This window comes from Luteolibacter sp. Populi, assembly GCF_040801775.1.
Lineage (GTDB): Bacteria > Verrucomicrobiota > Verrucomicrobiia > Verrucomicrobiales > Akkermansiaceae > Haloferula.
Genome location: NZ_CP161812.1, coordinates 6,306,848 through 6,323,679, shown reverse-complemented (window position 1 = coordinate 6,323,679; position 16,832 = coordinate 6,306,848). Strand labels below are relative to the sequence as shown.

The 16,832-nt window shown below is 63.2% G+C and carries 18 protein-coding genes; 10 read left to right on the top strand and 8 right to left on the bottom strand.

What is annotated here, in order from left to right; translation table 11 throughout:
- Positions 1 to 12: 12 nt before the first annotated feature.
- On the bottom strand, positions 13 to 609 hold the full coding sequence (locus ABWK72_RS25735; protein WP_367872442.1) for a 2OG-Fe(II) oxygenase: 597 nt from the start codon (positions 607 to 609) through the stop codon (positions 13 to 15).
- Between the two features lie 99 nt (positions 610 to 708).
- Here ABWK72_RS25735 and ABWK72_RS25730 point away from each other — a divergent pair, with 99 nt between their 5' ends.
- Entirely contained in the window at positions 709 to 1,638 is a 930-nt protein-coding gene (locus tag ABWK72_RS25730) for an RluA family pseudouridine synthase (RefSeq protein WP_367872441.1), read from the top strand.
- 153 nt (positions 1,639 to 1,791) lie between these two features.
- Here ABWK72_RS25730 and ABWK72_RS25725 read toward each other — a convergent pair whose 3' ends face one another.
- The 3 genes from ABWK72_RS25725 to ABWK72_RS25715 are packed head-to-tail and all read right to left on the bottom strand — an operon-like array spanning position 1,792 to position 4,086.
- Positions 1,792 to 2,526, bottom strand: coding sequence for an amino acid ABC transporter ATP-binding protein (locus ABWK72_RS25725; protein WP_367872440.1), 735 nt, complete (start codon positions 2,524 to 2,526; stop codon positions 1,792 to 1,794).
- Positions 2,516 to 3,295, bottom strand: coding sequence for an amino acid ABC transporter permease (locus ABWK72_RS25720; RefSeq protein WP_367872439.1), 780 nt, complete (start codon positions 3,293 to 3,295; stop codon positions 2,516 to 2,518). The genes ABWK72_RS25725 and ABWK72_RS25720 overlap by 11 nt, the downstream gene beginning before the upstream one ends.
- A gap of 14 nt (positions 3,296 to 3,309) precedes the next feature.
- Positions 3,310 to 4,086 (bottom strand): transporter substrate-binding domain-containing protein, encoded by a 777-nt coding sequence (locus ABWK72_RS25715; protein ID WP_367872438.1) that lies wholly within the window; start codon positions 4,084 to 4,086, stop codon positions 3,310 to 3,312.
- A 104-nt stretch (positions 4,087 to 4,190) separates the two neighbouring features.
- On the opposite strand from ABWK72_RS25715, the gene ABWK72_RS25710 reads away from it, so the two are divergent.
- From ABWK72_RS25710 to ABWK72_RS25685, 6 genes are all read left to right on the top strand, one after another.
- Positions 4,191 to 4,406, top strand: coding sequence for a hypothetical protein (locus tag ABWK72_RS25710; RefSeq protein ID WP_367872437.1), 216 nt, complete (start codon positions 4,191 to 4,193; stop codon positions 4,404 to 4,406).
- A 1-nt stretch (position 4,407) separates the two neighbouring features.
- A complete protein-coding gene (locus tag ABWK72_RS25705) occupies positions 4,408 to 4,698 on the top strand; it encodes a type II toxin-antitoxin system RelE/ParE family toxin (RefSeq protein WP_367872436.1) in 291 nt (96 codons plus the stop codon).
- 18 nt (positions 4,699 to 4,716) lie between these two features.
- On the top strand, positions 4,717 to 4,989 hold the full coding sequence (locus tag ABWK72_RS25700) for a hypothetical protein (RefSeq protein WP_367872435.1): 273 nt from the start codon (positions 4,717 to 4,719) through the stop codon (positions 4,987 to 4,989).
- A 179-nt stretch (positions 4,990 to 5,168) separates the two neighbouring features.
- On the top strand, positions 5,169 to 6,002 hold the full coding sequence (locus ABWK72_RS25695) for a hypothetical protein (protein WP_367872434.1): 834 nt from the start codon (positions 5,169 to 5,171) through the stop codon (positions 6,000 to 6,002).
- 92 nt (positions 6,003 to 6,094) lie between these two features.
- Positions 6,095 to 7,393, top strand: a complete 1,299-nt coding sequence (locus ABWK72_RS25690) for an ATP-dependent Clp protease proteolytic subunit (RefSeq protein ID WP_367872433.1) — start codon at positions 6,095 to 6,097, stop codon at positions 7,391 to 7,393.
- 142 nt (positions 7,394 to 7,535) lie between these two features.
- Positions 7,536 to 10,247 (top strand): PQQ-dependent sugar dehydrogenase, encoded by a 2,712-nt coding sequence (locus tag ABWK72_RS25685; RefSeq protein WP_367872432.1) that lies wholly within the window; start codon positions 7,536 to 7,538, stop codon positions 10,245 to 10,247.
- A gap of 520 nt (positions 10,248 to 10,767) precedes the next feature.
- On the opposite strand, the gene ABWK72_RS25680 is transcribed toward ABWK72_RS25685, so the two are convergent.
- The 4 genes from ABWK72_RS25680 to ABWK72_RS25665 are packed head-to-tail and all read right to left on the bottom strand — an operon-like array spanning position 10,768 to position 13,361.
- Positions 10,768 to 11,508 (bottom strand): DNA alkylation repair protein, encoded by a 741-nt coding sequence (locus tag ABWK72_RS25680; RefSeq protein ID WP_367872431.1) that lies wholly within the window; start codon positions 11,506 to 11,508, stop codon positions 10,768 to 10,770.
- A 57-nt stretch (positions 11,509 to 11,565) separates the two neighbouring features.
- The gene (locus ABWK72_RS25675) at positions 11,566 to 12,750 is read right to left on the bottom strand and encodes an FAD-dependent oxidoreductase (RefSeq protein WP_367872430.1); all 1,185 of its coding nucleotides are present in this window, start codon (positions 12,748 to 12,750) and stop codon (positions 11,566 to 11,568) included.
- A gap of 36 nt (positions 12,751 to 12,786) precedes the next feature.
- Positions 12,787 to 13,158 (bottom strand): type II toxin-antitoxin system VapC family toxin, encoded by a 372-nt coding sequence (locus tag ABWK72_RS25670; RefSeq protein ID WP_367872429.1) that lies wholly within the window; start codon positions 13,156 to 13,158, stop codon positions 12,787 to 12,789.
- Positions 13,155 to 13,361 carry an AbrB/MazE/SpoVT family DNA-binding domain-containing protein gene (locus ABWK72_RS25665; protein WP_367872428.1) on the bottom strand — a complete coding sequence of 69 codons (207 nt, stop codon included), beginning with the start codon at positions 13,359 to 13,361 and terminating at the stop codon, positions 13,155 to 13,157. Before ABWK72_RS25665 ends, ABWK72_RS25670 begins: the two co-directional genes overlap by 4 nt.
- A gap of 161 nt (positions 13,362 to 13,522) precedes the next feature.
- Between ABWK72_RS25665 and ABWK72_RS25660 the strand changes: the two genes are divergently transcribed.
- The 3 genes from ABWK72_RS25660 to ABWK72_RS25650 are packed head-to-tail and all read left to right on the top strand — an operon-like array spanning position 13,523 to position 16,826.
- Entirely contained in the window at positions 13,523 to 14,446 is a 924-nt protein-coding gene (locus ABWK72_RS25660; RefSeq protein WP_367872427.1) for an FkbM family methyltransferase, read from the top strand.
- Positions 14,447 to 15,316, top strand: coding sequence for an SGNH/GDSL hydrolase family protein (locus tag ABWK72_RS25655; RefSeq protein ID WP_367872426.1), 870 nt, complete (start codon positions 14,447 to 14,449; stop codon positions 15,314 to 15,316).
- Positions 15,317 to 15,323: 7 nt separating this feature from the next.
- Entirely contained in the window at positions 15,324 to 16,826 is a 1,503-nt protein-coding gene (locus tag ABWK72_RS25650) for an MBOAT family protein (protein ID WP_367872425.1), read from the top strand.
- The last annotated feature ends 6 nt before the right edge of the window (positions 16,827 to 16,832 follow it).

The following is a 16,832-nucleotide window of genomic DNA, read 5'->3' as shown; positions in this document are numbered from 1 at the left end:
TGCCCGGCCGCATCAACGCTGCCGGAACCATCCCGTGATGCTCATGCGGACCTTCGTTGCGGGCAGCACTTCGTGCCAGAAATCCCCCGCCAGGAAGCACACCAGTGTCCCCATCCGCGGCTCGATCAGCACGAAGGCACCGTCCCTTCCCTCCGGCGTCGTCCACAGCTTCAGCTCTCCCCCGTCCCCGGGCTGCCAATCCTGGTTGAGGTAGAGGATCGCCGTCACGATCCGGTCGCTGGTTCCCGCATGGCGGTCCAGATGGGCCTTGTAGAATGCCCCTTCCGGATAGATCGCGAAATGACCTTCGAACGCGAACAGGCCCAGGAAGAAGCGCTGGTTGAGCGCCAGCCGCAGCACTTCGAGCATCGCCAGGTAGGAGTCCGTCCCGGCCATCCCTTCACCCGGCTGCAGCCACATGACCTGATCCCTCCGGATGTCCTCGCGCACTTCCAGATTCAAGCCCCGGCCCACGCCCGCCCGCTTGAATTCGCCCCTCTCGGAAGCATCCACGCACTCGCCCTTCAGCCGCAGCGAGTCGCCCTCCCCCACGCACCCCGGCAAGGAGCCCCAGCCATGGCGGTCGATCGCATTGAGAAAGTCTTCCACTCATGCGAAGAGCGCGAATCCGGCACCACCCGCCAGACAATTCGGCAATCGCGCCGCCTGGTTGACAAACCCGCCTGCCCGCCCCGACCCTCCGCCGCGATGGAACTGCGGGTGGAAAACAATGCCGGCATGCGGCTCGATGCCTGGCTGGCGGCAAACCTGCCGGACCTTTCGCGCTCCCGCATCCAAGAGCTAATCCGCGAGCAATTCATCCTGCGCAACGGGGCACCGGCCAAGCCGCGGGATGCGGTCGCGGCGGGCGACCGGCTCAGCATCGCGCTTCCCGAAGCGGTGCCGGCGGAGGCGCAGGCGCAGGACATTCCGCTCCACATCCTCTACGAGGACGAACACCTGCTGGTGCTCGACAAGGAATCCGGGATCGTCGTCCACCCGGCGGCGGGGAATCCCGATGGGACCTTGGTCAATGCCCTGCTGCACCATTGCCGCGGACAGCTTTCCGGGATCGGCGGGGTCGAGCGCCCAGGGATCGTGCACCGCTTGGACAAGGACACTTCCGGTTGCCTCGTGGTCGCGAAGACCGATCGGGCGCACCAGTCCCTGTCGGAACAGTTCTCGGACCGGACCACGATGGAGAAGCTCTATCTGGCCGCAGTGCAGGGCGTGCCCACACCGGCGAAGGACACGGTCTTCACCCACATCGGACGGCACCCGGTGAACCGGCAGAAGATGGCGGTCGTGAATCCCCCGGGCGGCAAGACGGCGATCACCGACTACGAGGTGCTGGGAATCGACCGCTCCACGAACAGCGCGCTGGTCCTCTGCCACCTCCACACCGGACGGACCCACCAGATCCGCGTGCACCTGCTCCACAAGGGCTGCCCGCTGATCGGGGACCCCATCTACGCGAAGCCAGAGCGCCAGACCGCGAAGCCGGGGCGGCTGATGCTGCACGCGTGGCGGTTGAGTTTCGAGCACCCGGTGGGCGGCAAGCGAATGGCCTTCGAAGCGCCGGTCCCGCCGGAGTTCACGCCTTGGCTGCTGGCGATGGATGGGCCCCTGCCGGGCTAGCGCTTCTTGTCCGATCCGTCCGACCGCCCTAGGGGTATAGGACGGATCGGACAGTGCGGGTAGGAGGGGTAAGAGGATAAGAAACGTTACCCACCACTGCTACCCCTGTCCGATCCGTCTCACTCCCCTAAGGCTGTCGGACGGATCGGACAGCTAAACGTAGCGCAGGACCTTCGAGAGGAAGCGGCGGGCTTGCTCGGAGGCGGGCTGCTCGAACCACTGGGCGGGCGGGGCGGCTTCGAGGACCTTGCCGGCGGCGAGGAAGGCGACCATGTCGCCGACCGCTCTCGCGAAGCCCATTTCGTGGGTGCTGAGGACGATGCGCTGGCCCTCCTCCGCGAGCTCCTGGATCAGCTCCAGGACCTCCGCCGTCATCTCGGGGTCGAGGGCGGAGGTGGGCTCGTCGAGGAAGAGGATCTCGGGCTTGGCGGCGACGGCGCGGGCGATGCCGACGCGCTGCTGCTGGCCGCCGGAGAGTTCGGCGGGGCGCTTGTGGGCGTGCTCGACGAGACCGAAGCGGTTGAGCGCTTCTTCCGCGGTCTGGCGGGCGGCGGCGGGCGACATGCCGTGCACTTCCTCCAGCGGCAGGGTGAGATTGCGCAGGGCGGTCAGGTGGGGAAAGAGGTTGAACTGCTGGAAGAGGAAGCCGTTCCGCCGGCGGTAGGCGAGCAGGGCGGCTTCGCTCTTGGGCAGGGCTTGCTCGCGGATGATGACCTCACCGGAGTCGGGGGTTTCGAGGCCGCCGAGGACGCGCAGCAGGGTGCTCTTGCCGCCGCCGGAGGGGCCGACGAGGACGAGGACCTTGCCACCGGGGACGAGGAGGTCGAGGCCGTCGAGGGCGGCGTGCTTTCCGAAGCGTTTGGTCAGACCCTTGATCTCAAGTTTCATCGCGGTAGCGGCGTTCGAGACGGGAAGAGAGGAAGACCAGCGGCAGGGTAAGGATCAGGTAGCCCACTGCCAGCGGGATGTAGGCATCGAGGCCGGAGTAGGTCCGCGTCGAGTAAGCCCGGGACTGATAGTAGAACTCCTGCACGCCGATGATGCTGAGCAGCGAGGAGTCCTTGATCAGCGAAACGGCTTGCCCCGCCACGGCCGGCAGCACGCGGCGCAGGGCCTGCGGGAAGATGACGTGGCGGTAGACCTGGCGGCGGTTGAAGCCGACGGCGCGGGCGGATTCCCACTGGGTGCGCGGGATGCTCTCCACGCCGCCGCGGAAGATCTCGCCGAGGTAGGCCCCCTCGAACAGGGAGAGCAGGACGATGCCGATCACGATCTTCTCATTCCAGCCCATGCCATCGAGGCTGCGGGACATCAGCGGCGCGAAGATCACGAAGTAACCGACCAGGAGCTGGACCAGCAACGGGGTATCGCGGACGAACTCCAGGAAGAAGCGGCAGCTCCACTTCACCGCGGGCAAGGGACTGCGCTGGCCCGCCATCAGCAGCAGGCCGACGATCAGGCTGCCGACCAGGGCCCCTGCCGAGACCAGCAGCGTGCACCACCAGCCGGTGAACCAGAGGGCGCGGAATTCCCAGAGCTTCGCCCAATTCGTCCGGCCGCCGAGTTTGGCGAAGACCAGGTTGCAGACGGCCGCGAACAGCGCTGCGATGAGCAGCGCGGCGATCGCGTTCCAGACCCGCTGCGTGTTGGTGCGCATGGCAGGCAGATCGGTCAGCGCAGGATGAAGGGCACGCCCATGCCTTCGAGCGCCTTCTTCTCATCGGAGAGGTATTTGTCGCCGAGTTTGCCGAAGCCGCCGTCCTTGCGGAATTTCTCGATGAAGGCGTTGACCTTGCCCTTCAGCTCGTCGTTGCCCTTGGCAATGCCGACGCCCCAGTTCTCCTCGACGAAGACCTTGAGCAGGGCCTTGGTGGTATCGGGGTTCTTCTTCTGGTAATTGTAGATACTAAGCTGATCGTAGATGAAGGCATCCGCGCGGCCCTGGGCGACTTCCTGGACGCAGGCGGTCTCCTCGCTGTAGGCGGTGGTTTTGGCCTTGGGCGCACGGGCATTGACCAGGGTCTCGGCGGTGGTGCCGGCCTTCACGGCGATGCGGGTGCCTTCCTTGTTGAGGTCTTCTATCGATTGGATGGTGGAGTCCTTGCCGATCAGGATCGAGAGGCCGGTGAAGGCGTAGGGCTCGGAGAAGTCGATCGACTTGCGGCGCTCCTCGCTCGCGGTCATCGAGGAGATCACCAGATCGACGCTGCCGGATTGGAGCGCCGGCATCAGGCCGGTGAATTCCATCGGCACGATCTTGAGCGGGCGGCCGAGATCGGCGGCCAGCGCCTCGGCCATCTTCACCCCCACCCCGTCGGGATTGCCCTGGGCGTCCTTCATCTCGAAGGGCGGGTAGGTCAGTTCCATGCCGATGCGGAGGGAGTTGTCCTTCTTGCCGCTGCAGGCGGCGAGGAAGAGGCAGAGTAGCAGGAGAAGGAGGCGTGGCATGGCGGGATGCTAGCGGGGATTCGGAGATCGGCAGGCATTTTCCGCTCCAAGTGAGGGGTAAAATGTGGCTTTGCGAGGAGGGGGTGAAGCGCTAGGCTGGAGGGGTGATTGCCATCGAAACTTTGAAGGAAGAAGTGAGCAAGCTGCCGCTTAAGGAGCGGGCGGCCTTCGCTGAGTTCGTTTGGGGCACCCTGCCTGCCCCGGACTACGAGGTTTCCGACGAGGAAGTGGGACGACGCTTGGAGGAGATGAGATCCGGGGCGGAGCCGGGTCTTACTACGCAGGAACTCTTTGCGGAGGTTCAGCGTCAATTGAAGTAGAATGGAGTTGGCTCACCACCGGCTTGTCGCGAACGACATCGCCAGCGCTATCTCCCGATATCGCGAGGCGGGGATCCACACCGAAGAGAAGTTCTTGGGCGAATTGGCTTCCGCATTCGTCAAGCTCGGTGATTTCCCCGAGCGTTACCATTTCGACCGTTGCGGCTGGAGACGCTTCAATCTCAAGGATTTCCCTTACCACGTGCTGTATGTGGTCGAACTTCAAACCGTGAGGGTAATGGCGATCCGTCATAATCATCAAAATCCCACTTTCGGTACCAAGCGACGCTAGCTTAAACCCAAGCAAAGCATGGACCCCGAAGCCTTCTTCCAAGACCTTCTCAATGCGGTGGAGCAGCAACTCACCGCGCCGCAGACCCGCTATGTCGCGAAAACCCTCGAACGCCTGACCGCGGGCGGAATGGACGAGAAGGGGGCGAAGGAGCGGATCGCGGCGTGTCTGGGGGAAGAGACGGATGCGATGTATCGGCGCAAGCGGGGCTTCGACGAGAAGAGCTACCGCGAGAAGCTGGATGCGATCCGGGCGGATGAGAAATTCGAGGAGGACGAGGAGGAGGAATGAATGCGGGAAAGCCGCGGACATTCGCGTTGAGGGGGATTCTCCCGGGGGCCGGGGTGTTTGACGGCAGGAAGAACTGCTTTGACCGCACAGGGGACTGTGCGGACCACCTTTTTGCCGCGGATGAGGCGCGGCCCTTAACCTTGGACAAATTACCGGAGCGCGCCTAAGAAGCGCCGCCCATGCCACCGGAAGCTACTGCCCGTTCGCCGTTCGCCGGCTGCCTGATCATGATTCTGGCGGTGTTCATCCTAGTCGGCGTTGTCGCTTTCACGGCTTGGCTGCCTTTCAAACAGGCCGGGGAGATGGAGAAATTCACCGCCCCCTCCCCGGCCCCGCTGCCGGTCGAGCCGCTGGAGGGCAACGAGGCCAAGGTCAAGGAGCTGACGGCGCGGCTTGAGAAATTTCGCGACGAACTCGCGGGCGATGCTGCGAAGCCGGCCCGGCTTGAGCTCGATGCCGCGGACCTGAACCTCGCGATCGCCTCCTTCGAGCCGGTCAAGCAGCTCCGCGGGACCTTCCGGATCAGGGAGATCACCAAGGACGCGCTGGTGATCGATATCAATTACAAGCTCAACGGCCGCCCGCGCCTGGCCAAGGACGGGGAAGAAGGCCCGCTCGGCTCCGATCCGCGCTACCTGATCGGCACGCTCAAGGGCCACCCCCTGCTGGCGCGCCGCGAGCTGGCGCTGAAGGTGGATTCGCTCGAGGTGCCGGGCAAGACCGTCGCGGACGGCTTCATGCAGCACTTCTCGACGCTCCGGCTGTTCGAGGCCTCGGTGAAGGATCCGGTGCTTGGGCCGGCGATGGCGGCGATGACCCGGTCCGAACTTGAGCCGGGCAAGCTGGTACTCTCCCGGATTCCCGGCGAGGCCGCGCCGGAGGTGACCAGCGATGCAGCCTTCCGCGAAGGCGGCGGGCGGATCATCAAGTGGCTGGGGATTCTGGCCTGTGTCTTCCTTGCCTTTGTGGGGATTTTGGTGTTTGTCGGACTCCGCAAGAAGCGGACTGCCTGATAATCCGGCCAGACAAGCCGGGATGGCGGCGGCGCTAGATTGCGAGATTCCGGGGTTAAGTCCGGTATGCTCCGTGCTCCCCACATCCCATCATGAAAGCCACCACCCGTTGCACCCTGGTCCTGCTTGGCATGGCCACCGCCCTCGCCGCCCAAGACGCCACGCCGGCCGGTCCGGCGACGGCTGCCACCCCGCCGATTGCGATCGGCGAGCTCCCGGCCAACCCGGCTCCTGCCGTCGAGAAGCCCGCTGAAAAGCCCGCCGAGGCTCCGAAGGCCGATCCGATCAAGGCCGAGCAGGAGAAGCTCACGGTGGAGAACAACTTGGCTGCCGAGCGTCTCAAGGCCGAGACCAACGCGATGCGCGAGGAGATCACCAAGATGAAGATGGAGAAGGAACTCCTCACCGAGCGCATCGCCCTGGCCGCCGCCAAGCGCCAGGCCTCGCAGGAGGCGGAGAACGCCAAGACCGACGCCGAGAGCGCCCAGATCACGCGCGATGCCAGCATCGCCCGCGCCAGGGCCGAGCTGCTCACCAACGAGCTCAAGGCGGTCCAGAGCGAATCCGGGATCGCGCTCGCCAAGCTCCAGAACCAGATTTCCTCCTACGAATTGGAAGGCAAGCGCAAGGGCTATGCCGATGCCAAGCCGGTCTACCTCGAGAACCCGCTCAGGGATGACGGCACCCTGGTCATTTCCGACCGCCGCATCCCCCTGAACGGCTTGATCAGCATGACCACTGCGGACAACGTCACGGACCGCATCGACTTCTTCAACAACCTCGACAAGAAGCAGCCGATTTTCATCGTGATCGATCAATCCCCGGGCGGCTCGGTGATGGCCGGCTACCGGATTCTCAAGGCGATGGAGTCGAGCGACGCGCCGGTCCACGTGGTGGTGAAGTCCTTCGCCGCCTCGATGGCCGCGGGTATCACGACCTTGGCCAAGCAGTCCTACGCCTATCCGAACGCGATCATCCTGCACCACCAGATCAGCTCAACCCTCTTCGGTCAGCTCAACCTGACCGAGCAGGCGGAAATCGTGAAGGAAAGCCAGCGCTGGTGGACCCGCCTCGCCACTCCCGTCGCGCAGAAGATGGGCGTGACCACGGACGAATTCATCAAGCAGATGTATTCCCACAACTCCGGTGGCGACTGGAGCGAGTTCGGCGAGGACGCGCAGAAGCTCAAATGGGTGGACCACATCGTGCAGGGCATCGAGGAGACCTCCTTCACCAAGAGCCCCGATGCTGCTCCCGCTTCCGCCCCGGCACCGAACGCGCTGAAGGAAGAGGTCGATGCCAATGGCAAGCCCTTCTCCTACCTGCCGCGCCTCACGCCGAAGGACGTCTACTTCCTCTACAATCCCGACAGCTACTACCGCATGCGCTGAGCTGCTGCGGATGGACAGTTTGGTTTTCCGAAAGCCCCGGCACTTGCCGGGGCTTTTTGCACTCTGGAAGACCCTCATTTTCAGCAAGGAATGGCACATCTAGCGCTTTGACAGCCCTGCCGGGCTATCCAAGGCTACTGCCATGCGTCGCGCCTCCCTCGCCGCCCTCCTCCTTCCTTCCCTGCTGGGCGCCGCCCTCGCCGATCCGCTACCACTGCGGCAGGCGAATCCAGCGCTGAATGTCCCTGCGGCACCGCCGGCGACTAGCTTGCAATTGGTGAATGCCTTTGCCGGCCTGACCTTCAGCGAGGCCGTCTGCATTGCATCACCACCGGGAGATTCCAAACGGCTCTTCGTCTGCGAGCGCACCGGCAAGATCTGGCTGATCCCGGATGTCACCGCGACATCGCTTAGCAAGGTACTGTTCATGGACCTCGCGCTGCTCCCGACCGTCAAGTCGAACGAGGCACTGAGAACGAACGACACCGAGCTTGGTTTGCTAGGGCTCGCCTTTCATCCGAACTACGCCAGCAACCGCCACTTCTACCTCGCCTACAGCGTCAACATCGGCAGCGGCAGCACTCTCTTTGATCGGCTTTCCCGCTTCACAGCGCAGGCCGGCAATCCGAACGCCGGAGCCATCGCGAGCGAACTCGTTTATCTTGACCAACGCGACAACGCCGGGAACCACAACGGCGGTGACATCCACTTCGGTCCGGAGGACGGCTATCTCTACTATAGCGTCGGCGACGAAGGGAACCAAGCGGACCAGCAACTCAATGCCCAACGCGTAGATAAAGACTTCTTCTCCGGAATCCTGCGCATCGATGTGGATAAGTTGGATGGCAATCTGGCACCGAACGCCCATCCGAACCCGAACGCCTCGGTTCCGGTTCTGTCCTCGATCAAACTGGACGCCGGCGTCGCGCGGTATTCGATCCCTCTCGACAATCCTTTGGTCGGGGCCACCACATTCAACGGATTGTCGATCAATCCCACGTATCTCCGCACCGAGTTCTGGGCCACCGGCCTGCGCAATCCATGGCGTTTCAGCTTCGATCCCCTGACCAAAGACCTCTGGTGCGGTGACGTCGGCGGCTTCAACCGGGAAGAGGTGAACAAGATTGTCAGAGGCGGCAACTACGGGTGGGTCTACCGCGAAGGCCCGTTTGCAGGCCCTTGGGGAACGCACGGTCATCCCGCGCCACCTGCGGGATTCACCTCGATCGATCCAGTCTACCACTACTCCCATAGCGAACCCAACGCGAACCTGGATGGCGACTGCATCATTGGCGGAATCGTCTACCGCGGCGGCAGGGTCTCATCGCTCTACGGCAAGTATCTCTTCGCCGACCATGGCTCCGGCAACGTTTGGTCCATGAACTTGGATGGAACCGGGGTCACGCGCATCTTCAGCCAGGGTGGCATCTCCGCCTTCGGCGTGGATCCTTCCAATCAGGACGCCCTGATCACGGTGGAGAACGGCAGCCAGATTCTCCGGATTATCTCGAACACGACCATCGGGGCCTTCCCGGACACGCTCACCGAGACTGGCCTCTTCAGCAACGTGGCGGATCTCGCCCCGGCTCCCGGCCTGATCCCCTACACCGTCAATCTCCCCTTCTGGAGCGACCATGCGATCAAGACGCGCTGGTTCACCGTGCCGAATCCCACAGCGACCTTCACGGGGTCCCAGGACGGACTGTGGACCCTTCCGACCGGGACGGTGTGGGTGAAGCACTTCGAGATGGAGATGGAGCGCGGGGTGGCGGCGAGCAGGAAGCGGATCGAGACGCGGCTGATCGTGAAGAACGCGAGCGGCGCGTATGGCGTGAGCTACAAGTGGAATGCCGGCGGAACGGAAGCGGCCATCGTCGAAGACGGCGGGGAGAGTTTCACCCTCAATGTCACGGACGGTGGCAATCCGGTCCCGCAGGTGTGGAACATCCCGGCGCGGGGCCAGTGCATGATCTGCCATACCACGCAGGCCGGCCACGCTCTGTCCTTCAATACCCGCCAGCTCAATCTGGAGAACGACATGTCGGGCCACACCGGCAACCAGCTTTCCACCCTCTTCCAGCAAGGCTATCTGAGCGGCAATCCGGGCTCGCCCCGTCTCTTGCCCCGCCACCTGCGGCCGGACGAAAGCGACTATTCGGTGGAAGGCCGGGTGCGCTCGTATCTAGCGGTGAATTGCTCTTACTGCCACAAGGCAGGCGGCACCGGCCTCGGCAACTGGGATGGCCGCCCCGAACTCACCCTGACCGGCACCGGACTGGTCAATGGCTCCGCTACCAACGACGGCGGAAACGAGGCTAACAAGCTCGTCGTTCCCGGCGACACGCAGCACTCGATCGTGCTCAACCGGGTGGCCGTGACCAATGGCTTCACGCGCATGCCGCCGCTGGCGAGCAACGTCATCGACACCGCCGCAGCGTCCCTGCTCACGACCTGGATCAACGGCGATCTCGCAACCCGCCAGACCTACGATGCCTGGCGTATTTCACACTTCGAACCAGACGACGATCCGGCGGGCGAAGCGGCGACCGATGCGGATGGCGATGGCACGAGCAACCGCGACGAATTCCTGGCGGGCACCGATCCGCAAGACGGGACGAGCAACTTCAGGCCGCTGGTCACCACCACCGGGACGGACAGCGCCAAGCTGTCATTCACCCTGCCGGTGAACCGCTCGTTCCGGATCGAGACCACCTCCGACTTCGGTCAGTGGACGCCGTGGGACATTCCCGGCAATCAGCCGCTGCCGCGCAGTGCGGGCATCGTGGAATTCACCTTTCCTCTCACCGCCGAGGAGAAAGCCAGGTTCTTCCGGATGGAACTGCGGGAGCATTGAGTATCCGTGGAGATCACGGCTTGGTATTACCCTAAACGGGAAAATAGAAAACCACGGAACACACGGAATACACGGAATACACGGAAGATGAACCGCTTGCGTGGGAGTTGGAAACGCATCCTTTGGGTGTGCGGCATCAACAGCTCAACTCTTTTGCTTTCCGTGTGTTCCGTGTATTCCGTGGTTCTCATTTCGGAATTCAGGATTACCATTTCCCCGGATTGATAAGACTCCATAGGACTACCGGCAATCATCACGGATTGGACGGATTGGACGGATTGGACGGATTGGACGGATTGGACGGATTGGACGGATTTACGGATTCGGGAGGGATGGAGGTTCCCATTGCTGCCACTGGTGATCTCCGATCCGTGAAATCCGTAAAAATCCGTTCAATCCGTGATCACTTGCGCCCCCGGTCGAAGCGAGCCCTTATTTCTTGGATTTGGTATGAGAGACTGCTCGGAGCACGGCTTGCCAAGCCGCATGAACCGGCCCTTAGCACCCGCAAACGAGAAGCTCACCCTCTCCCCACGCGCTTCACCACCGCCGGGCCGGTTAGCTCCTTGAGCGCATGTTTGCCGATCCAGCTAGCCGTAGGGTCCGCCGATTTCGCGAGGTACCGGGCAGTCTTCACCGCAGCCGCATTGAGAGCAGCATTGCGCTTGCCGGTCGCCCGCAAGGCCATGTCGACGGCCTTCTTCACGAAGTTCCGCTCGTCTGTCGCGGCGGCTTCGATCAGCGACAGACCTTCGAGATAGGGCGCGTCACCGGCCTGCTTGTCGTGCACCGTGAGGCCCCACAGGAGGGCGAAGGCCGCGCGCTTCTGGAACTCGTCCTTCTTCGCCGCCCACTTCGCCACCTTCGCCCAGGCATGCGGCGTGCGGTCGAAGAGCGCGAAGCACAACGTGTCGCATACCGCCCAGTTGTCGAAGTCCGCGCACCAGCGGTCCATCTGCGCGGCGGTCATCTGCGCGGGATCATCCACGTAGGCGGCTAACAGGCGCGCCTCATACCAGCCGGACTGCCACAAGGCTTCCGCCAATTCGTGGTTCCTCCCGAATTGCTTCGCCACCGCCTGGATCTTGTTCATGGCGACGCCGAAGGCCTGGTCCGAGGGGATGGCGTAACGGGCCATGCCATCGAGGTCGGCCTGGGTGGCGTGAGCCTTCAGGCCGTCGAGGGCTTGCTTGAGTAAAGCCGCCACTGGAAGGTCGGAAGGAGCCGGTCCCGTCTTCGTTTTCTTGGATGAGGCAGCCATGATGGATGTTGCGTCACTAGCAAAGAGATCATCGCCGTTCAATCCACATCGGCAGGCTCACTTGCGGGCGAGCGCCGCCAGGTGTTCGTCGCGGATTTTCCCCATCGTTTCGAACATCACTTTCTGCTCCGCGATCACGCGCTGCTTCACGGTATCGTCCGGCGTCAGGTTCCACTGCCCGCGTTCGAAGGTCCCGCCGAGCACGATCCCGTCCGCCCGCGGGAACATGTAGTGCCGACCGCTGATCAGATTGTAGTTCACCGCCGCCTGTGGCATCAGGATGCTGAGCTGGCCCTTCACCGGCATCAGCTCGGGATCGGCGAACAGCTCCCGCGCGCCTAGGCCGGTGCAGTTGAAGATCGTCTGCTCCGGCAGGCCCAGGATCTCGCCCGTGCTGGCGAAGCGGCGGATCTCGATGGCACCGCCCGCCACCTGCACGTCCCGCAAGAGCGTTTCCAGATAGATCGAGGGATCGATCAGCATGGTGTGGAAGCGCCGGGCATAGGCAGCGGGGAAAATATGCTCTCCCGGCCCGAAGTCCTTGAAGCCGATCTGCGTCTCGTGCAGCACCCCGCCGGGCCCCGCCATCCAGCCGTTATCCGGCTCGCCATCGCTGAGGTAGTAGCTCGGCACCCAGCGCACGCCCCAGCGCGGACCGATCAGGCGCTGGAAGTAGCGGAAGGAAAAGCGCGCCGCTTCCAAAAACTGTGCCGTGAACTCCGGCGTGCGCTTGTTCGAATCGAATACCGACACCGGCCACCAGTGCCCGCCCGCGACATTGGAGGTGGTCTCCGGCGGGAGCAGATCGGTGTAGACCGTGACGCGCGCGCCGCGGAGTTGCAGCATCCGCGCCGTGCTCAGGCCGATCACCCCGCCGCCGATCACCGCGCAGCTCAGCCCGGTGAGCGAGGGCACCAGATTCGCCGCTAGATGCGCGCAGCCCCAGGAAAGGGTGATCCCGGCGCCGCCATGCCCGTAGTTGTGCACCAGCACCTTTCCCTCCCGCTCCTCCCGCCGCAGCACGAAGCCGGATGGCCGGAAAGGCCGCAGGCCGGTGATGGTGCGGGTTTCCAGGGTCGGGTCGATGGACACCGGCACCAGATCCGCACCTTCCAGTCTCTGGACGGGGGCTGGCGGTGGGGCGCTCGCCTGAGGAACCGCTGGCTTCTCGTCCCTGCGCTTGCAACTGGCGGTGACGGCGAGGCTTCCGGCGAGGAGGGAAAGGGAACGGCGGCGGTTCATGTTTGCTTCTTCTACGGATTATTCCGTCAAAGATAGTCAGGCTTGCTTCGCAAAGTAGCGCACGCTTGGCAGGGCCTTGAAATGCTCGTCTTGCGTCCAGAGAGTCGCCCCGTTGCGCAGCGTCGCAGCATAAATGATGCTGTCCGCGATCGGCAGGGGGTGACGTGCCGCCTCAAGCGCAAGCGAGTAATCGAGATCGATCACACGGCCGCTCTGCATCAGACCGGCCACTTGGAGAGCATCATTCTCGCCCCTCTCCCGAAGGACCTTCTTAAAAACCTCATAGAGAGAAATCGCCGGCACCACAAGATTCGCGGCATCTTCGATCGCGGCTGCAAACAAGTCCGCACGATCTGTCCCGGCAAGATACTCCAGCCAGCCGGACGAATCCACCACGTTGGCACTCACAGGCGGTCGTCCTCCCTTTCAATGGTGGTGTCCATTCCGCGGAGGAAGCCTCTCATTTCCCTAGCGGTCCGCACCGGCATGAACTCCACCCGATCTCCATAACGGAGAACCCGGAGCTTCTCTCCTGCGGTCAACTTGAGCGCCTCACGGATCTCCCGCGGGATGACCACTTGGAATTTCGGAGACAGGGTGACGGTTTCCATATCGATGAGAAGATCGTAAAACGATTCGAGGATCGATGCAAGTACCGCACTTCTCCTTTAAAATCTAGCGCTGGAGATCCGCTGCCCGCCCTTCGCGTTCTTACCTTTCTCCCCGCTTGCTCCCCCCGCTGCTCCCGGTCATGCTCGGTCCGCGCCGCCCCATGAAAGTCAGCCCCTACAAGCGCCTGGAGAAAGCCTTCAAGCGCGCTTACCTCAAACCTCTCACCCTGATCCGCTACGGCACCTTGCGGCCGGAGCGGGCGAAGCTTCATGGCAGCGACCATTGGATTTACATCGATTCCGAGGATCCCTGCGCCCGCAAGAAGGTGGTGGAAGAGCCCCTGCGCGGGAAAGTTTCCGACAATCTGATCTTCTGGCGCGACTTCAACCGCCACCTCAGGCCCGACCTGATCGTGGATGTGGGCCTGAACTACGGGGAGTGCATGTTCGGCACCGATTATGCGGATCTTACCCTGCTCTACGGCTTCGAGGCGAACCCGCGCCTGATCCCGCACCTGGAGAAAAGCAAGGCCGAGCACCCGGCCGGCCTGCGGATGACGATCACCAATTGTCTGGTCTCCGACCAAGCGGCGGAGGACATCCCCTTCTTCGTGAATCCGGACTGGAGCGGCAGTTCCTCCGCCGTGCGCGAGATGAATACCCGCCCGCAGACGCTGGAATTCAAGCTGCCCGCGAAGACGATCGACTCCGTGGTCCCGCTCGACGAGGCCCGCGGCAAGACCCTGCTCTTCAAGATGGACATCGAAGGCTACGAGTCGAAGGCGCTCAAGGGCTTCATCGAGGTCCTCGCCTCGGTCGGCCGCTCGGTCGGCTTCATCGAGTTCGATGCCCAGTACATCCGCTGGGCGGGCGAATCGCCGCAGGAATACCTCTCTTGGCTGCAGCGCCGCTTCCATACCTACCGAATCGGCAACATCGGCGGCAAGCGGCTCCGCAAGGTGGAGAGCTTCAGCGACTTGCCGATCTTGCACGGTGATCCCGAGCGGGTTCACACCGACGTGATCCTGGTGGGCAAGCAGACGCCGGAGGGCTGGCTGGCCCCGGAATGGAGCATCGCGCAATAAGTGTCCGACGTGATTCCCGAATTGCCCGAATCCACTCTGGCCGAGGTGATCTCGCTGGCCGACGAGCTCGACGCGCTCCTGACCCGCAGGCCGCGGACCACCGCCACGCCCTTCGATGAGCGCCGCCGCGCCCTGCTATCCAAGCACTTGGGCCGCGAGGTCCCGGAAGGGATCGAGCCGCTGACCTGCATCGGTGACAGCAATACCATGTTCTTCGCCGGGGCCGAGCGGCTGCGCTTCGTCCGCTACCGCCGCAGCGCATTCTGGAAGCCCCACTGGATCAACCGCGGCCTTGACCTCCTGCCTTGCTTCCGGGTCTTCCACGTCGGCCCGGCCACCGCTTGGAAGGCGGGCGATCCGGGATCGTCCACCCGCTCGCGGGAAAAGATCGAGATCCTGCTCAAAAAGGACCTCAAGCCGGGCGCGAAGCTGCTGATGTCCTTCGGTGAAATCGATTGCCGGATCCACATGGCGAAGGCCGTGCAGGCCGGCGGAAAGATTGAGGACGTGGTGGAGAAGACTGCGGTGAAGTTCGTGAAGCTGCCCGCGGCCATCAAGGCCCGCGGCTTCCGCCCCGCCGTCTGGGCCCCGCCGCAGATCATCCCGAAGGACGAGAAACTCTCCTGCCCGGCTTTCCCCTTCGTCGGATCTTGGGAGCTGCGACGCGATATCACCTACGCTTACATCGAGCGTTTGAAAGCACACTGCGCAGAGCACGGGATCCCCTGCCTGAGCCTCGCGGGGCTGTATCATCCGCGCATGGAGAAGGCAGAGCGGGCGCTTTTCCATGACGGGACGCATCTCTCGCAACGATTGATGCCCCTGGCCTTGGCCGAGTTGCAGAAGGCGGGGATTCTGGAGATCCAATGACGATCTAGTGCTCTTCAACTCCTACACCTTCCTGCTGCTCTTCCTGCCGGTGACCCTCGCGGTTTTCCTGGCTCTCCGGCGGGCTCCCTTCCGGCTCGGCTTGGGTTGGCTGGTGTTTGCATCGCTCGTTTACTACGGCGTTTGGAATCCTGATCCGGACGCACCATGGAGCCCCAAGTATCTCCTTCTAATCCTCGGCTCCTGCGGAGCGAACTACTTACTAGGCAAGCGGCTCTCACGCTTGAAGCACTCACGACCCGGCAAAATCCTGCTGGCCACCGGCGTCACCGCCAACCTCCTCCTCCTCGGCTATTTCAAATACGCCGGCTTCCTCGCCGCCACCGCCACCTGGCTCACCGGGTGGCCGGGGGACATCGCGAAGATCACCCTGCCGCTGGCCATCTCCTTCTTCACCTTCCTCCAGATCGCTTACCTGGTGGACGCTTGGAAGGGCCAGACCGAGGAGTACCACTTCACGGACTACCTGCTCTTCGTCACCTTCTTCCCGCATCTGATCGCGGGCCCGCTGATCCATCACCGGGAGATGATGCCGCAGTTCCGGCGGAAGAACCGCGGCTGGCACCGGGACTTCCCGGTCGGCCTCGGGATCTTCATGGCAGGCATGTTCAAGAAGGTGGTCATCGCCGACAACATGGCCCCCGTCGCCAATCCGATTTTCGCTTTGGCCGCGGGAGACGGGCGGATGCCGACGATGGCGGAGGCATGGGTCGGAGCGGTCGCCTACTCGCTCCAGCTCTACTTCGATTTCTCCGGATACTCGGACATGGCGAACGGTTCGGCGCGGATGTTCGGGATCCGCTTCCCACTCAATTTCCACTCGCCCTACAAGGCTGTTTCAATCGTCGAATTCTGGAGAAGGTGGCATATGACCCTCTCCCGTTTTTTACGGGAATATCTCTACATTCCTCTTGGCGGAAATCGCAAAGGACCATCTCGCCGCTATGTAAACCTGTTCCTGACCATGCTGCTGGGCGGGCTGTGGCATGGGGCGGGCTGGACCTTCATCGCTTGGGGCGCTCTACATGGTTTATATCTTTGTTTCAATCACGCGTGGACCACTTTCCGCGGATCATCCAAGAGCCTGCCAGCGCCGCTGGCGGTACTGCTGACTTTCCTCGCCGTGCTGGTCGGCTGGGTCTTTTTCCGCGCCCATGATTTCCCCAGCGCGTGGCGCATGCTCGGCTCCATGGCCGGAGCTCACGGTCTCAGCGGCATGCCCGACAAGGCGAACCGGGTGATCGCCAGCGTCCAGCCGCTGTGGGTGGGACTTGCCCTGCTCGCCTGCTGGACCCTGCCGAATACCCAAGAGATCTTCGCCCGCTACAAGCCGGCGCTGCCGGTGCGCGGCGCGCCGTATCCCGCCCGGACCCCCAGACGCTGGTGGCAATGGCGGCCGACTCCGCTCTTTGCATTACTCGGCGTCGGCTTGATTATCGTGACCGGCCTCCAGTTCGACAAGGTCAGCGAGTTCATCTACTTCCAGTTTTAATCATTC

Excerpts from the sequence above, each read along its gene's own strand:
- ABWK72_RS25730 (WP_367872441.1), top strand. The coding sequence starts at position 709 with ATGGAACTGCGGGTGGAAAACAATGCCGGCATGCGGCTCGATGCCTGG.
- ABWK72_RS25725 (WP_367872440.1), bottom strand. The coding sequence starts at position 2,526 with ATGAAACTTGAGATCAAGGGTCTGACCAAACGCTTCGGAAAGCACGCC.
- ABWK72_RS25720 (WP_367872439.1), bottom strand. The coding sequence starts at position 3,295 with ATGCGCACCAACACGCAGCGGGTCTGGAACGCGATCGCCGCGCTGCTC.
- ABWK72_RS25715 (WP_367872438.1), bottom strand. The coding sequence starts at position 4,086 with ATGCCACGCCTCCTTCTCCTGCTACTCTGCCTCTTCCTCGCCGCCTGC.
- ABWK72_RS25705 (WP_367872436.1), top strand. The coding sequence starts at position 4,408 with ATGGAGTTGGCTCACCACCGGCTTGTCGCGAACGACATCGCCAGCGCT.
- ABWK72_RS25700 (WP_367872435.1), top strand. The coding sequence starts at position 4,717 with ATGGACCCCGAAGCCTTCTTCCAAGACCTTCTCAATGCGGTGGAGCAG.
- ABWK72_RS25695 (WP_367872434.1), top strand. The coding sequence starts at position 5,169 with ATGCCACCGGAAGCTACTGCCCGTTCGCCGTTCGCCGGCTGCCTGATC.
- ABWK72_RS25690 (WP_367872433.1), top strand. The coding sequence starts at position 6,095 with ATGAAAGCCACCACCCGTTGCACCCTGGTCCTGCTTGGCATGGCCACC.
- ABWK72_RS25685 (WP_367872432.1), top strand. The coding sequence starts at position 7,536 with ATGCGTCGCGCCTCCCTCGCCGCCCTCCTCCTTCCTTCCCTGCTGGGC.
- ABWK72_RS25680 (WP_367872431.1), bottom strand. The coding sequence starts at position 11,508 with ATGGCTGCCTCATCCAAGAAAACGAAGACGGGACCGGCTCCTTCCGAC.
- ABWK72_RS25675 (WP_367872430.1), bottom strand. The coding sequence starts at position 12,750 with ATGAACCGCCGCCGTTCCCTTTCCCTCCTCGCCGGAAGCCTCGCCGTC.
- ABWK72_RS25665 (WP_367872428.1), bottom strand. The coding sequence starts at position 13,361 with ATGGAAACCGTCACCCTGTCTCCGAAATTCCAAGTGGTCATCCCGCGG.
- ABWK72_RS25660 (WP_367872427.1), top strand. The coding sequence starts at position 13,523 with ATGAAAGTCAGCCCCTACAAGCGCCTGGAGAAAGCCTTCAAGCGCGCT.